Annotated in this window: 15 protein-coding genes; 6 read left to right on the top strand and 9 right to left on the bottom strand. The window is 42.3% G+C overall.

What is annotated here, in order from left to right; genetic code table 11:
* Positions 1-29: 29 nt before the first annotated feature.
* Complete coding sequence (locus tag PASHI_RS14080) at positions 30-1,298, bottom strand: sugar MFS transporter (RefSeq protein ID WP_062566095.1); 1,269 nt, start codon at positions 1,296-1,298, stop codon at positions 30-32.
* Between the two features lie 230 nt (positions 1,299-1,528).
* Between PASHI_RS14080 and PASHI_RS14085 the strand changes: the two genes are divergently transcribed.
* The 3 genes from PASHI_RS14085 to PASHI_RS14095 are packed head-to-tail and all read left to right on the top strand — an operon-like array spanning position 1,529 to position 5,257.
* On the top strand, positions 1,529-2,857 hold the full coding sequence (locus PASHI_RS14085; RefSeq protein ID WP_062566096.1) for a GH1 family beta-glucosidase: 1,329 nt from the start codon (positions 1,529-1,531) through the stop codon (positions 2,855-2,857).
* 24 nt (positions 2,858-2,881) lie between these two features.
* Positions 2,882-4,213: a glycoside-pentoside-hexuronide (GPH):cation symporter gene (locus PASHI_RS14090; RefSeq protein ID WP_062566097.1), complete on the top strand. Its 1,332-nt coding sequence runs from the start codon at positions 2,882-2,884 to the stop codon at positions 4,211-4,213.
* Positions 4,214-4,234: 21 nt separating this feature from the next.
* Positions 4,235-5,257, top strand: coding sequence for a LacI family DNA-binding transcriptional regulator (locus PASHI_RS14095; RefSeq protein ID WP_062566098.1), 1,023 nt, complete (start codon positions 4,235-4,237; stop codon positions 5,255-5,257).
* Here PASHI_RS14095 and PASHI_RS14100 read toward each other — a convergent pair.
* From PASHI_RS14100 to PASHI_RS14120, 5 genes are read right to left on the bottom strand one after another with little or no spacing between them, the layout of a single operon-like run.
* Complete coding sequence (locus PASHI_RS14100; RefSeq protein ID WP_062566099.1) at positions 5,220-7,187, bottom strand: response regulator; 1,968 nt, start codon at positions 7,185-7,187, stop codon at positions 5,220-5,222. The two genes, PASHI_RS14095 and PASHI_RS14100, sit on opposite strands and share 38 nt — an antisense overlap.
* Before the next feature lie 50 nt (positions 7,188-7,237).
* Positions 7,238-7,699, bottom strand: a complete 462-nt coding sequence (locus PASHI_RS14105; protein ID WP_062566100.1) for a response regulator — start codon at positions 7,697-7,699, stop codon at positions 7,238-7,240.
* Positions 7,699-9,177: a sensor histidine kinase gene (locus tag PASHI_RS14110; protein ID WP_062566101.1), complete on the bottom strand. Its 1,479-nt coding sequence runs from the start codon at positions 9,175-9,177 to the stop codon at positions 7,699-7,701. The genes PASHI_RS14105 and PASHI_RS14110 overlap by 1 nt, the downstream gene beginning before the upstream one ends.
* 22 nt (positions 9,178-9,199) lie before the next feature.
* Entirely contained in the window at positions 9,200-9,409 is a 210-nt protein-coding gene (locus PASHI_RS14115) for a histidine kinase (protein WP_062566102.1), read from the bottom strand.
* Positions 9,410-9,419: 10 nt separating this feature from the next.
* The gene (locus PASHI_RS14120) at positions 9,420-10,760 is read right to left on the bottom strand and encodes a sigma-54-dependent transcriptional regulator (protein WP_062566103.1); all 1,341 of its coding nucleotides are present in this window, start codon (positions 10,758-10,760) and stop codon (positions 9,420-9,422) included.
* A gap of 215 nt (positions 10,761-10,975) precedes the next feature.
* On the opposite strand from PASHI_RS14120, the gene PASHI_RS14125 reads away from it, so the two are divergent.
* A complete protein-coding gene (locus PASHI_RS14125) occupies positions 10,976-11,488 on the top strand; it encodes an NUDIX hydrolase (protein ID WP_062566104.1) in 513 nt (170 codons plus the stop codon).
* An 81-nt stretch (positions 11,489-11,569) separates the two neighbouring features.
* On the top strand, positions 11,570-12,103 hold the full coding sequence (locus PASHI_RS14130; RefSeq protein ID WP_062566105.1) for a cytochrome b: 534 nt from the start codon (positions 11,570-11,572) through the stop codon (positions 12,101-12,103).
* Positions 12,104-12,110: 7 nt separating this feature from the next.
* On the opposite strand, the gene PASHI_RS14135 is transcribed toward PASHI_RS14130, so the two are convergent.
* From PASHI_RS14135 to PASHI_RS14145, 3 genes are read right to left on the bottom strand one after another with little or no spacing between them, the layout of a single operon-like run.
* The gene (locus tag PASHI_RS14135) at positions 12,111-12,605 is read right to left on the bottom strand and encodes a YgjV family protein (RefSeq protein WP_062566106.1); all 495 of its coding nucleotides are present in this window, start codon (positions 12,603-12,605) and stop codon (positions 12,111-12,113) included.
* 49 nt (positions 12,606-12,654) lie between these two features.
* Positions 12,655-13,221, bottom strand: a complete 567-nt coding sequence (locus PASHI_RS14140) for a Crp/Fnr family transcriptional regulator (RefSeq protein WP_062566107.1) — start codon at positions 13,219-13,221, stop codon at positions 12,655-12,657.
* The gene (locus PASHI_RS14145; RefSeq protein ID WP_062566108.1) at positions 13,218-14,255 is read right to left on the bottom strand and encodes an NAD(P)H-dependent flavin oxidoreductase; all 1,038 of its coding nucleotides are present in this window, start codon (positions 14,253-14,255) and stop codon (positions 13,218-13,220) included. The genes PASHI_RS14140 and PASHI_RS14145 overlap by 4 nt, the downstream gene beginning before the upstream one ends.
* A 165-nt stretch (positions 14,256-14,420) precedes the next feature.
* On the opposite strand from PASHI_RS14145, the gene PASHI_RS14150 reads away from it, so the two are divergent.
* Complete coding sequence (locus PASHI_RS14150) at positions 14,421-15,797, top strand: NAD-dependent succinate-semialdehyde dehydrogenase (protein ID WP_062566109.1); 1,377 nt, start codon at positions 14,421-14,423, stop codon at positions 15,795-15,797.
* The last annotated feature ends 38 nt before the right edge of the window (positions 15,798-15,835 follow it).

Here is a 15,835-nt window from a genome sequence, read left to right on the forward strand (position 1 = left end):
GAATGTTTTTTTCAATTTCATTTTTACACCTATGAAGATTGCTGAGTCTGAGTCGATACTTTTGAGCCAACCAGCGCAAAGTAAGTAATATATAAATAACAGGCGATAGGTAAGAATAACGCCATTTGTACGCCAATAGAATCGGCTAACACACCTTGTAGTAATGGAATAATTGCACCACCTACAATCGCTAAACATAAAATACCAGAACCTTTTGATGTGTACTTACCAAGGCCGTGTAAAGCAAGGCTGAAAATGGTTGGGAACATAATCGAGTTACATAAACCCACAAGCAGAATTGCCCACATAGCCAGGCTGCCCTCTCCAGTCATAGCAATCACAACCAGTAAAACAGCCAATAAGCCATGACATGCTAACACCTTACCTGCATTAAATTTTTGCATTACAGCAGCGCCAATAAAGCGGCCAACCATGGCTCCTGCAAAATAGTAGCTAATATAATGCGCGGCTTCGTTTTCTGGTAAACCCGCAATGTTATCAAGGGTCAAAAAGCCCACCAAGAAACTACCAATTGCCACCTCTGCGCCTACATACACAAAAATACCAACAGCACCTAGAATTAGGTGGCGATAGCGCCAAACACTGCCTAAATCAACAAAGTCTTCTAGGTCTTGGTGTGCCGCTTCGCTATCACTTTCTTTACCTAGTTTTGGCAGTTTTAAAAACGCAAAGATAACCGCAAGCACAAGTAAGGTTAACGACAACATTAAATAAGGGAGTTTCACTTCTTCTGCTGTAGCTTGACTAATTTCAGATAGAATTAACCAACCACCAAAAATTGGTGCGACTGTTGTTCCTAAAGAATTAAACGCTTGCGTCATAGTCAAACGCGAAGACGCTGTTTTTTGTGGGCCAAGAACACTTACATAAGGGTTAGCAGATACTTGTAAAATAGTAATACCCGAAGCAAGTACAAACAAAGCTAGTAAAAATAACTCATACACATGAGCAACAGCAGCTGGGTAAAACAGCGCACAACCAATGGCTGCAACCACTAAGCCGACCACGATACCAAATTGGTAACCAATACGACTGACCAACTTACCTGCCGGAATCGACATCACAAAATACGCGCCAAAGAAGCAAAACTGTATAAGCATAGCCTGCGTATAGTTAAGTGAAAACATGCCTTTTAAGTAAGGGATTAATATGTCATTAAGACAGGTGATGAATCCCCACATAAAAAATAATGTGGTCAATGATGCCAGCGCAAAGTGCTGCTTTGGCATATCTGCTTGGCCTGCTGCAGCCGAAACAGGAGTTGATACATGAGCCATAATTTTCTTCTCTAGTTAATTATATTTATCAGTTTGTTACAGCAAACTCTGGTACTTAATTACTAACAACAAATAGCGAAAAATGTTGCAACATCAAATGTAAGCGCTTACATTTATAACATATAAATCATATTTAGCAATTTATTTACAGAAAAAATGTAAGCGCTTACAGCGGAGCCAAAACTCTAAATATTCAAGCCTTACACTAACCCAAAGGACGAGTATTAACTGTGTATAAATCAATCTCACTGTTACCAGATTCGGCTTTGCTCAAGCCCGAATTCACTTTTGGGGTGGCAACAGCCTCATTTCAGATTGAAGGGGCACGCGATAAGCGCCTCGATTGTATTTGGGATACATTTTGCGAAAAGCCTGGCACCATTGCAGATCAAAGCCATGGCGATGTCGCTTGCGATCATGTTGCGCGTTGGCAGCAAGATGTCGAGATGATTGCAGATTTGGCTGTCGATGCTTACCGCTTATCTATTTCGTGGCCGAGGGTCATGCAACAAGATGGCTCGGTTAACGAGCAAGGTATGGCATTTTACGCTCAGCTATTATCGGCGTTAAAAGCACGTAATATTAAGACCTACGTCACCTTATATCACTGGGATTTACCTCAATACCTTGAAGATAATGGCGGTTGGTTAAACCGCGAGACAGCCTATAAATTTAAAGACTATGCCGAACTTGTTACTCAACACCTTGGTCACTTAGTTGATTCATTCGCCACCTTGAACGAGCCATTTTGTAGTGCCTACTTAGGTTATGAAGTGGGTGTACATGCACCTGGCATTAAATCGCAACAAGCTGGCCGACAAGCAGCGCACCACTTATTACTTGCCCACGGCCTTGCTATGCAAGTATTACGTAAAAACTGCCCAGACACAGAAGCAGGTATCGTATTAAACTTCAGCCCGACCTACCCTTTAACCGCCGATGATAAAAAAGCCGCAGAGCTTGCTGATCAATACCATAATCAATGGTATATCAAAGCGGTTTTAGAAGGTGCTTACCCATCTTTACTGGATGATTTAGCAGATGAAGTTAAGCCAACTATTATTGCTGGCGATATGGCAATTATTAGCCAAGATGTCGACTTTATTGGCGTTAACTACTATACCCGCATACACTACAGAAATACCGCTGATAACTGGTTTGAAGAAGCAAACCTTACAGATGTTCGCGTTACCGATATGGGCTGGGAAGTTTACCCACAAGGTTTAACTGAACTTTTGGTATCACTTCATCAGCAATATGATTTACCAAAAATGTATATTACCGAAAATGGCGCAGCCATGGCCGATACGTTAGAAAATGGTGAAGTGAACGATATAGAACGAGTAGATTATTATCACACTCACTTAAATGCAGTGTGTGATGCAATTCGCCAAGGCGTTGATATTCAAGGCTACTTTGCGTGGAGCTTAATGGACAACTTTGAATGGGCGTATGGCTACGAAAAGCGCTTTGGGTTAGTTTATATTGATTATCAAAGCCAACAACGCATTTTAAAAGAAAGCGCAAAACAATATCGCGCGCTACTCAAACAGCGATAAAAATAACAACAATCGAGAACACACATGCTGACAAAAAGAGAAAAAATAGCCTACGGATTAGGCGATACAGCAAGTAATATCATCTTTCAAACGGTGATGTTATTTTTAACTTTTTTCTATACTGATATCTTTGGTATTTCACCCGCGATTGTTGGCACCTTGTTTTTGGTGGTGAGAGTCGTTGATGCAATTACCGACCCATTAATGGGAGCTTTAACTGATTCAACCCGCACTAAGTGGGGAAGCTATCGTCCCTACTTACTCTGGCTTGCTTTACCATTTGGGGTGATCAGCATGATCACCTTCACCACGCCCGACCTTCCTGAATCAGGCAAAGTCATTTATGCGTTTGTCACTTACACTTTGCTGATGCTGGTTTACACCGCGATTAATATTCCTTACTCAGCGTTAGGTGGGGTATTAAGTAGCGACCCTAAAGAGCGAGTATCCATTCAATCATATCGCTTTGTGTTTGGTATGCTGGGCGGCTTAATTGTCAGTGCCTTTACTTTGCCTTTGGTAAATTGGCTTGGCAAAGGTGATAACGCAACGGGCTACCAACTCACTATGGCCCTGATGAGCGGCTTAGGTGTAATCTTATTTCTGATTTGTTTTCGCTTTACCAAAGAGCGTGTTGCAGCTCATAACAGCTCATCGTTGAGCTGGAAAACCCGCATGAACACACTATGGCAAAATGGTCCATTTAAAGTGTTGTGCTTTGCTGCATTTATGCTGTTAACCAGTATGGTATTGCGCACGACCCTTGCCATTTACTATGTAAAATATGTACTTGGTGAAGCAGAGCTAGTCACCTACTTTGTTACCATCGGCATGATAGGTAATATTTTGGGCTGTGCCTGTGCAAACCCACTCAGCAAACGTGTTGATAAGAAAACCGCCTATATTCGTTTGCAATATATCTCTGCAGCTATCAGTTGCGTGGCATTTTGGTTGCCGGGTGAACAACTGATACTTGCCTTTGCAGTGTACTTTTTATGGTGTTTCTTCACGCAAATGGCAACCCCGCTACTGTGGGCAAAAATGGCCGACACCATAGATTACGGGCAATGGAAAACTGGTGAAAGGCTAACAGGCCTAGTCTACGCAAGCGTGGTCTTCTTTATTAAGCTTGGTCTTGCCCTTGGCGGTGCCATTGCAGGTTGGTTACTGGCATTTTATGGCTATGAAGCTAATACCGAACTCAGTGAACACACGCTTTCGGGTATATTAATTTCGTTTACCCTTTACCCAGCAATAGGTAGTATGCTTGTCGCTTTTATAATGAAAAGGTATATTCTGGATAACCAAACGGTTGAGCAGATCAGTGCCGATTTATCGTTAAAGCAGCACCCATAATTTTGTTTAAAAAGGAATAACATGGCCACCATTTACGAGGTGTCGAAACTAGCAGGTGTTTCTCTTGCAACCGTTTCACGAGTAATGAACAACAATGCAAATGTCAGTGATGCAACACGTAAAAAAGTCACTGCCGCAATGGATGAACTTGGCTATCGACCTAACTCAATTGCTCAGTCATTGGCATCAAATTGCTCGAACAGTGTTGGCCTACTGGTCTCTGAATTACAGGGTCCGTTTTACGGGCCTATGATGAGCGGCATTGAAAATACCTTTCGTAATCAAGGCAAACATCTGATTATTGCTGCGGGTCACAGTGATGAAGAACGCGAAAAACAAGGGATTGAATTTTTAATTAGCCGTAACTGCGATGGCCTTATTTTGCATGTTGAAGCGGTCAGCGACGACTACCTTATAAAACTCAGTAAAGGTCGGACGCCGTTTGTTTTGATCAACCGCTATATCAGCGAACTCAGTGACCGCTGTATTTTGCTTAACAACATTAAAGGTGGCTATTTAGCGGCGAAGCATGTGTTAGAGCAAGGTCATAAAAATATTGCCTACATCAGCGGGCCGCTTTGGAAACAAGATGCTAAAGACCGCTTAGAAGGTCATAAACAGGCTCTTGCTGAGTTTAACCTTGAGTTTGATGAAAACCTATTATTCCAAGGTGACTTCATGGAAGCGAGTGGTTATGAAGGGTTAAAGGCGCTTCATGAACAAACGCATCCATTCACTGCGCTTATCTGTGCCAATGATGAAATGGCAGTGGGTGCCATGGCTAGCGCGCGGGATTTAGGGCTAACTTTACCTAAGCAATTGTCGATTATGGGTTACGATAACGTGTTTTTCACCCGTCATGTTTACCCACAATTGAGCACCGTTAATTATCCAATCGATGAAATGGGCCGCATGGCAGCTGATTGGGTGTTAAACCAAGTTTATCAAAAACAAACACCACCACTACAAACGCTATTTGAACCGGAACTGGTAGTTAGGCATTCAATTAGCCGCCAATCAGCTCAGATAACAAGCCAAGGTTAATCGGCTTTAATAGCACTTGTTCAATCTCAAGTTGCTTGATTTTTTCTGGTTCTGGCTCGGCGCCACTAACGATGACTAGATTTAAGTCAGGGTGGCGCTGTTTTATCTCATGGGCTAAATCAAGCCCTTCACCATCCGGCAAATGCATATCCAGTAATACTTTAGCAAAATTTTGATCGTGACTCAGGGTCGCAAGACATGCGGCACAACTTGGCGCTATAACAGTTTCAACACCTAAGCTTTCAAGCAATAACTGAGTGATTTGCGCCGCATCACTGTCGTCTTCGACCAGTAAATAGCGCGTGCTTTGTAATGTCATTTCAGGGCTGTCGTCTTGCTCAACCACAGGTGCAGTATTGCCTTCGCAAATATAATGATTGAGCACTTGGTAAAGCAACCCAGAATCAACCGGCTTGGCAATCATATCGTTAAAGCCAAGCGCACTTAATTCTGTTTTCACCCCTTTCATGGTGGCGGCGGTAAGGGCAATAATCGGCCCTTGATAACCCATTTTACGAAGCTCTATAGTGGCCTCTTTGCCGCCCATAACCGGCATATGCAAATCAATAAATACAATATCAAAAGGCTTACCCGCTTGCTCTGCATTAGCTACTTTTTCAATCGCTTGTTTACCATGTTCTGCATACTCCACTTCTGCCCCGGTGCTGGTGATCATATGGCCAACGAGATTACGTAAATCTTTTAGGTCGTCGACCACTAATACTCGCCCAGTGGTTTTTAACGTTGCTAGTTTTTGCTGGCAATCGGGGTTTGAATCAAAGCTCAGCACTTGGCGTTCAATATCTCGAATATTGCCAGGGTAAATCGAAAGGGTAAATTCAGAGCCCACGCCTTGCGTTGATTCAAGTTCAATAGAACCTTGCATACGACTAAGTAACTCTGAACAAATAGCAAGGCCCAATCCTGCTCCACCGACATCTCGAGATTCTACATCGGCAATTTGTTCAAATGGTTTAAAGATCAATGCTTGTTTTTCGGCTGGGATTCCAAGGCCAGTGTCTTTAATACTAAAAAACAGCATTTCCCGCTCATTAACCCAAGCAGTCCAAGCTCGCACTGTGATCTCGCCTTGGTTGGTAAACTTGATTGCGTTGTTGATGATGTTAATGAGGATTTGGCGTAACCGCGTAGCATCTGTGTTTATAACTAAAGGCAGAGCTTGCTGCGACTCAAACTTAAGAGTTAAGCCTTTATCAAGCGCAGAAACGCGCATTAAGGTATAAACGTCAGCCATTAGGCTATCTAAGTTAACATCACTGCAATTGAGCTCCAGTTTATCGGCAGCAATCTTTGATAGGTCGAGCACATCATTCAGCAAACTCAGTAAGTGTTTACCATTTCGGTAAATCACACCCAACTCATTTTGAGCATGCTGATTTTTATCACTTTGCATGAGTAACTCTGTGTAACCCAAGATAGAAGACAGAGGTGTGCGTAACTCATGACTCAAATGGGCCAAAAAGCGGTCTTTAGAGCGGTTTTCAGCTTCTGCTTTTAAACGCTCAACACGCTCATCTTCAACATCTCGGCGAGCTAAAGCGTAGCGTATAGCACGGGCAAAGCGGCTAGAGTTCATCTCGCTTTTAACCAGATAATCAACCGCACCGGCATCGAGTGCTGCAGAATCGAGAGCTTCATCTGATTGCCCGGTTAGCATGATAATCGGGCCGCGAAAGCCATTTGCTACAGCCCGTTTTAGTACTTCGAGGCCATCTGATGCGCCTAAGCGGTAATCTAACAAACAAATATCATGTTTGTTTTCGCTAAGCTCACTAATGGCCTCTTCAGGGCAACTTAACCACTCAACATCGAATGTATGGGAACCTAATTGGTCTAAGTAGTCGCAAGTAAGAATATAATCGTCTTCGTCGTCTTCTACTAAGAGTAATCGGGTTACCTTGTCTAACATTCTTATTCCTTATTCCAATTTGCTTAATTAAGTATGATTGCGAATTGGACTTAATCGTTCTGTGATGTTGGTAGCTCTACAAACTCTACCCAGTATTTCCCTAATGTTTGCATTAACTCAACTAAACCTTCAAAAGTAACCGGTTTAGTGATGTATGATGCAGCGCCCAAGTCGTAGCCTTTAACCATATCTTCTTCTTGTTTTGATGTGGTTAAAATCACAACCGGTATGCCCTTCAAGTTAGGGTTGGCTTTGATGGCTTGTAAAGCTTCTCGACCATCCATACGCGGCATATTTAAATCGAGTAAAATCAAGCCCGGACGAGGCGAGTTTTCTTTTTCACTAAATTTGCCTTTACGCTCAAGGTATTCAAGCAGTTCTACACCGTCTTCAACAAAAAACAGCTCGTTCAATACACGGCTTTCGGCCAATGCGTCTTGGGTTAATAAACGATCATCTTCGTCGTCATCAGCCATTAAAATGGTAATTGGTTTAACTTTATTAAGTGGCATTACGCCTCTCCTTGTAATGTGAAAAGCGATGCTTCCACGGGTAATTTAATAGTGAAACTTGCACCCTCACCAACGCGACTGCTTGCGGTTATTTCTCCGCCGTGACGCTCAACAATACGGCGACAAACCGATAAACCTATGCCTGTGCCTTTATATTGAGAACGACCATGCAATCGCTGAAACGGAACAAATATTTTTTCGAGATACTCTTCAGAAAAGCCGATGCCGTTATCTGAAATTGTAATAACTTCCCACTCCACATCGCTATTGTGAGTTTCGCTAAATTCTGACGTTCGTTGGTATGCAATATCAATCACAGGCGCAACATTCTCACGTCTAAACTTCACCGCATTAGAAAGAATATTTAAGAACAATTGCAGCATTTGGCTTGGATCGGCTTGAATATGCGGTAAAGTATCAAGGTTAACTGTGGTTTCAGATTCTTTTATCGCAATTTCAAGATCATCAAGAACTTCTGCAACAACTTCATTTAAATCAGTATCAGTAAAATCTTTACCCCGGGTGGTTACGCGAGAGAACTCAAGCAGGTCATTGATTAAATTAGACATACGCTGCGCCGCATTTTTCATCCGGCTAATATAGTCGATACCTTTTTCACCGAGTTCATCTTTAAACATCTTTTCAAGGCGGTCACTAAAAGCTTGAATCTTACGCAGTGGCTCTTGTAAATCATGACTTGCAACAAAAGCAAAGTCTTCTAACTCTCTGTTAGAGCGGCTTAACTCGTCTGAATATATGGTTAGCTCTTGGGTGCGCTCTGCGACTTTTGCCGCTAGATTCTCATTTTGGCTTTCAAGTTCAGCTCTATATTTAGCTTGGTTACGTTGGTTAATACGAGTTAATACAAACATACCTATAATCAATAAGGTACTGGTCACTGCCGTAATCGCAAATGTTAGCTTAGCTTCATTTCTAATCTCAGAAAGCTTTGCAAACTGCTCTATTTTAAAGTTCAGTTCACGCATTTGAATTTCATCAACTGCAGCGCGGATATCTTTGTATAAATCACGGCCTTGGTCTGTTAGTAACAAGCGGCGAGCCTTAACGTCTTTATTCGCAAGGGCCAGATCAGTTGTTTTAGTCATCACCGCAACTTTGTCGTTTACTAAATATATTAAACGAGCAATGCGGTCTGCTTGGCCTTCAATTTCAGAATGCAGACTTTTCACAAGCATAATCTGCGCCTGCATTGAAGCGATTGCATCATTGTAAGGCAGTAAATAATCTTCTCGGTCAGTAAGTAAATAACCACGCTGACCTGACTCAGCTTGCACTACAGATAAATGCAAACGCTCAATCGCGGTGTTAAGCGAGTTGGTGTTATCAAGACTACTTTGTGTTTCGGTGAGTGAGCGAATGCTATTAAGGGCTAAAAACGCATTAGCCACCACGATACACAGCACCACGGCAATAAAGCCAGCCCAACTGACTGCTATTTTTCCTTTTTGTTTTTGCATTTGCTTCCCAGTTTTTAAGTGCTTAATCAGCTGCGTAAGTGTCGCTTATTTCCTGTAAGTGCTCACTACACTGCTGACAATTAGCTATTATTTTATTTAATGCCTCTAGTGCTTTTTGTTTTGGCATATCATTTTCTAATACGAGCTTAACTAACTCTGCATTCATTGAAATACGGTTCAGCGGCGCACGGGCATCGTGCACCATTTTTCGTAAAGACTCGTTATTATTCATAGCTATCCTTTTATTTGTATTCGCCAATGCCTCCATAAGCATTTAAACGGTTATAAAGTGTTTTAGTACTGATCCCCAGCATTTGTGCTGCAATCGTCTTATTACCTTGTACTTTATCTAAAGTAGCGTGGATCAATTCTTTTTCAACTTCTTCAATGGTTTGCCCTGCAACGACTTGGTTTGCTTGACTCTCTTTATTCACTTTAGAAAATGGTGACTCTAGCGATTCAGGCAAGGTAATAACAGTGCCTTTAGGGTCACTCATAATAAAGGCGCGGTGAATAGCGTGGCGAAGTTCACGTACGTTACCTGGCCAATCATGGGCTTCAAGCTCTTTGATTTGCGCCGCTTGCCATTTAAAGTCAGTGCCGTTTTCTTCATTGAGTTGCTCTAAAAAGGCATTGGCAAGCAGTGGAATATCTTCTTTTCGCTCACGAAGTGGTGGAATATCAATGGGGAATACCGCTAAACGAAAGTAAATATCTTCACGGATAACATTGTTTTGCGCAAGGTCAGTCAAAGTGCGGTTGGTTGCAGAAATAACACGGCAATTTACTGCTTGCTCTTTTGTGCCACCCACTCGGGTTACTTTTTTGCTTTCAAGTACACGTAGTAAGTTTGGCTGCATATCAATTGGCATTTCAGTTACTTCATCTAAAAACAAAGTACCACCAGCAGCTTGTTCAAACACCCCCTCTTTACGCGCAATAGCCCCTGTAAACGCGCCCTTTTCATGACCAAAAAGCTCGCTACCAATCAGCTCTTTTGAAAATGCACCACAGTTGGTTGCCACTAGCGGACCATCACACTCAGTCGCATTGTGTATCGCCTGCGCCACCACTTCTTTACCGGCACCACTTTCACCCATCAACATTACATTGGCAGAAGTGGCTGCAACACGCTCAATCATAGTATAAAGCTTTTGCATCACTTCAGATTCACCAATTAGAGTGCCAAAGTGACGTTTTATTGCTGGCGTTGATTTTTTCTTAGGGGTCGCTTTTTTCGGGTTGAGTACACGCTCAATGTCTTCGCGTTGCAGTGGTTTGACTAGGTGGCCTACATTAGGCTCACACATTTCAGCCAGCTTACCTTTTACTGAAGGGTGCCCTGAAATTAACGTAACACGAGGCGATTGACCGATTGCTTTTAAATGCTCTAGTAAATGCAGGCCGCTGCCATCTGGCAGCATGAAATCTAAAAAGACATGATCAAATGTGTTGTTTTCAAACCATTGCTCCGCTTCAGCAAGGTTCGCTGCGGTATTTATATTGTGCCCGAGGAACTCAACTATGTGACAAACTACATCACTAAATTCACTGTCATCATCAACCAAAAGTACGTTTAACATATTCATTCCCTAAGCTTTTTTTGCCATTTTACGCATAGTTATAATGAAATGAAACTATATGCGTTAAATACCTAAATAGTTCTTAATTCCAGTTATATTACCTTATTAGTTTCGATTTGGGGTAAGTATAATGAATTAAATTCGGAAAAAAGGTTATTATGGCGAGTTCAATATTAAGCCAAGCTGTACTTGCATTAATTTAAAGTTGTAATTCTATGAAGTTATTAAGAAAAGTAATTCACCCAAGTTTAAGTAATGACTATGGAACGGTGTTCATTCGTCACACTGCCCGCGCCATTGTTTTAAAAGGTGAACAAATACTACTTTTATATACCGCCCGTTATGATGACTATAGCCTACCTGGCGGTGGCGTTGATGAAGGCGAAAGCATTGAGCAAGGACTCCTGCGAGAGTTACATGAAGAAACGGGTGCACTACAAATTAAAATAAAGCAGCCATTAGGATTATACGAAGAAATCAGGCCTTGGTATAAAGACGACTTTGATTGTGTTCATATCAAATCCTATTGCTACTTCTGTGAAATTAGCGATGAATTTGCAGACCCAAAAATGGAGCATTACGAAGTGCAAAATGGCATGCACCCTAAGTGGGTGAATATTTTTGATGCCATCGCACACAACGAAACCACCATGGCAATGAGTGAAAAACAGGGCCTATCGATTCAGCGCGAAACCTTTTTATTAAAGCTGATTGCTGACATTCTTTAAGTTATTTTACATTACTTTACGCAACCATCAGATATTGTGGCAGTCTATATTTATAGTTAAAACCAATTATGAGAGTAAACCATGAGTAAAGTAGCCCCCCTTTCAAAGCCAACCATCCTTTTACATTGGACCGTTGCCATTTTGTTTATCGGCGTATTCGCGATGGGCATTTATGTTGCTGATTTTGCCGAGCCACCCGCTAAATTTACTTATATGGGTTGGCATAAATCAATGGGCTTAGTGGTATTAGTTTTTGCCATTGCAAGGCTTATTTGGCGTATTAAAGAAGGTGCATTACCCGCGACATCTGCAATGCCTAAATGGCAAACAGCGATTGCTCACCTCACTCATGGCTTATTATTACTTGCAACTCTAGCTATGCCGTTATCTGGTTTTATCATGAGCTATGCGGGTGGTCGTGCAATTAGCTTCTTTGAGTTTGAGCTATTGAACGCACCAGAGAAAACACCTTGGCTTGCTGATGCAGGCAGCTTTGTGCATCACAGTTCAGTGCTTATTATCGTGGTGATTTTAGCCTTACACATTGCTGCTGCACTTAAACACCAGTTTGTTGATAAAGATGGCATGTTGAGCCGCATGCTAGGTAAGTCTTAAATCAAATTTAAGCGGGCTTAGGATGAGCATAAAAGCGCCATAAGCCCACTAAATTACTTATTAAAAACACCGTTTCCATTACCACTGCTAGTGGTGAAAAAACCAAAATGTTATGGACTATCCAACCAATCGTGCCAACAATCATCAGTATGCGTAAGGTAAAATCTTTGCCTTGGAATGAAGCATAAGTTTGCAGTAACGTTGCCGACAGCGCGATAAAGCTAACCCAGCTTTGCCAAGTAAGTAGTACTGCGCTAATACTCAAAAGCATAAAAGCTATCATCACCCAGGTTTTGCGGGCAAAAATACAATAGCCATAACGTAGTGCTGCAATCAGCATTAAACATGCAGCGCTGAAGTTATCGAGCAGCATAAAGTGCACAGATGTCAGTAAAACCGAGCTAAACAAACAAGCTAAAATTGCCTGCCTTTGTTTAAACTGAAATGAAGCCAAATCGAGTAATGTGGCAATGGCAACTAAGCACTGAGATAAAATAAACATAACGACTCCTGAAAAATCAGCAGTGTAATGTTTACTGTTTTGCTACGCCTTAACTTAAGTTAAGACGCCGTCTAATTCGCGATAAAGAAATCGCAGAAACCCCTAAATACATAGCAACCTCGTTTAAACTCAGTTGTTCAAGCCAATGCGGTTTTTGTTCCAGTAAATATTGGTAACGCTGCTCAGGGGTATTGAGTAATAAAAACGCTTCTTTTGCTTCTTTAAACATTAATTGCTGACTAATTAACTGATGTTTTATTGCTTGCCAGTCACTACTATCAAATAAAACCAAAGGCACCTTAATAAGCTCAGCATCACGTATCACTTTGAGCTGGTAAAGCGCTGGGGTTTTGGTTAACCAGTTACCATATAGCAGTGCAAATTCATCTTGAAAGTAGAACTCTTTACACTTTTGCGCACCTTGCGATGATGCATGTAATGCCCCAAGCACCCCAGATATAATTAAGTAACCTGCATCTTGTTCGTCACCTTGCTGCAATAAAACATCACCTTTAGCGAAACGCTTTATGGCGCATTGCCCAGCAAGCTTGTTACGAAATTCACAGGCTAGTTGATGGTAACTATCACCAAGTGGGAGTAACTGGGTATCAGTCAAGACTGCCAACCTTGCATTAGTAGTTCAGTAATTTGCTGGGCGTTTATACCTTCTCGAACCACAAAGCGCTCACCACACCAAAGCGGTGAAAAACCACTGTCGCCTTTAGCCTCTGCTTTTGCACGTAATGCGGTCATTGCAATCGACGCATACGGAAATGGCGGCGCCTGCTCTGGCATCGCCCCTAATTCTTGCATCACTCTGTTGCGTATTCCTCGGGCCGGTCGGCCAGAGAATAAGGTTGTCAATTCTGTTGAGTCTGGCTTAGCCGTTTTTAATACTTCACGATGTAAAGCACTTGTTGTCGCTTCTTCACAAAGTAAGTAAGCGCTCCCCACCTGCACTGCTACTACACCTAATGCTTGGTACTGGGCTACATCTTCTGCTGTACAAATTCCACCCGCAGCAATAACGGGAATATCAAGCTTTACACACTCTCGCACCAATTGAACAGTGGTTGGTTGCAGCGATAAATCCATTGATAAAAAATGGCCGCGGTGGCCGCCTGCTTCAATCCCTTGTGCAATAACCGCATCGGCACCATTTGCTTGTAACCAGCGCGCTTCATCTAATGTCGTGGCTGATGAAAGAACCGCTCCGCCCCACGCTTTAATCTGAGAAACAATCTCTTTACTGGGCAGGCCAAAGTGAAAGCTAACAATGGCAGGCTTATAAGGCGCGATAATATCGATCACTTGCTGATTAATTGGCTGGCGTGAAGCGTTACGGGTAAATTGTGAGGCATCGACAGCAAACTCATCGAAATAAGGCTCAAGTACATTATGCCATGCAGTTTGCTGAGCCATTGTATAGTCAGGTGTTTGATGACAAAAGAAATTAAGGTTGTAAGGCTTATCAGTATGCTGGCTAATGTAATCAAGCTCTGAGACAAGCTGCTCAGCCGAGAGCATAGCGCAAGGTAACGAGCCAAGCCCCCCAGCTTCACAAACAGCCACTGTCAGTTTGGCGTTTTGCACACCCGCCATTGGCGCTTGAATAATCGCAAGTTCGGTATTTAACACAGAATTTGTCATTACGTATTCCTTGTAAGTTTTGCAGCCTGTTGCAGTTTTTACAGAAAAAAGAGTGCCTAGCCAAGTTCAAATTAAATAAAACACAATTAAATCAAACAGCTAGAACAGCGAAAAATAGGTATTAGCCTTGCAAACCTTTTACTACAATTTTGTAAGGAGATAATGATGACTGATACTGTAACTACAATCAATCCAGCCAATGAGCAAACCTTAAATACGTATAATTTATTGTCATTGCAACAAGCACAGAGTGAAGTTGACCAATGTCATCAAGCTTTTTTAAAGTGGCGCACCACATCCCACGAGCAGCGAGCAAAATTACTCAATCAACTTGCACAAGTAATTGAATCAAACCAGCAAGAGTTGGCCCAGTTGATGACCGATGAAATGGGAAAGTTATATCAACAAGGCCTACAGGAAGTTGAGCTTTGCGCTGCAATTTGTCGCTATACCGCAGAGCAAGGGCCACAAGTGCTTGCTGATGAAAGCCGTGATATGCAAGACGGCCGTGCAATTATTAGCTACCAACCAATCGGTGTCGTTTTAGGTATCCAACCTTGGAACTTCCCGCTTTATCAAGTCATTCGCTATGCTTGTGCGAATATCATGGCGGGTAATACCACGGTGCTAAAACATGCAGGCAATGTATTTGGCATGGCTGAAAAAATTGAGCAATTATTTACTCAAGCTGGCTTTGATGACTATTGCTTTAAAAACCTACTGATTGACGGCAAAACCGCAAGCAAACTTATTGAGCACTCAGCTATTCGAGGTGTGACATTTACTGGTAGCGACGAAACAGGCAAAAAAGTTGCTGAGCTTGCAGGTAAACAGGTTAAGAAAACCGTACTTGAGCTTGGCAGTAACGATGCCTATGTTGTACTCGATGATGCTGACTTAAATACCGCGATTACCGCATGTACACAAGGGCGTTTGATCAATAACGGGCAAACCTGTGTTGCCGCAAAACGCTTTATTGTTGTTGATGCTTTATACGATGATTTTAAAGCCTTAATTAAAGAACAATTTGAACAAGTTGTTCTTGGTGATCCGAATGATGAAAAAACCACGCTCGGTCCAATGGCCCGTAAAGATCTGCGCGATAAACTTCATCAGCAAGTGACTGATTCAGTCAATGCGGGTGCGAGCATTGTTACCGGCGGTAACGTTGCTGAGCACACAGGCTTTTATTACACCCCGACTCTGCTTGAAAACATTAAACCGGGCATGCCCGCCTATGATGATGAATTATTTGGCCCTGTAGCATCGCTTATCAGGGCAAAAGATAATGATGAGGCTATGCAAATTGCTAATGACTCTCGCTATGGTCTTGGTGGCGGTATTTTCTCAAAAGACGAACAAGCAGCCATTGAGCTTGCAAAGCACCATTTTGATACCGGCATGGTGAATATTAATGGCTATGGTCTTGCTCAGCCGAACTTACCATTTGGTGGTGTAAAAGACAGTGGCTATGGCCGTGAACACGGCGGCTTTGGGCTACGTGAATTTGTTAATATCAAAACCATTATGATCAACGACTAACCACAAAAAAGGGCTCATTAGAGCCCTTTCTTATATCT

The organism is Pseudoalteromonas shioyasakiensis, assembly GCF_001550135.1.
Classification (GTDB): Bacteria; Pseudomonadota; Gammaproteobacteria; order Enterobacterales; family Alteromonadaceae; genus Pseudoalteromonas; species Pseudoalteromonas shioyasakiensis.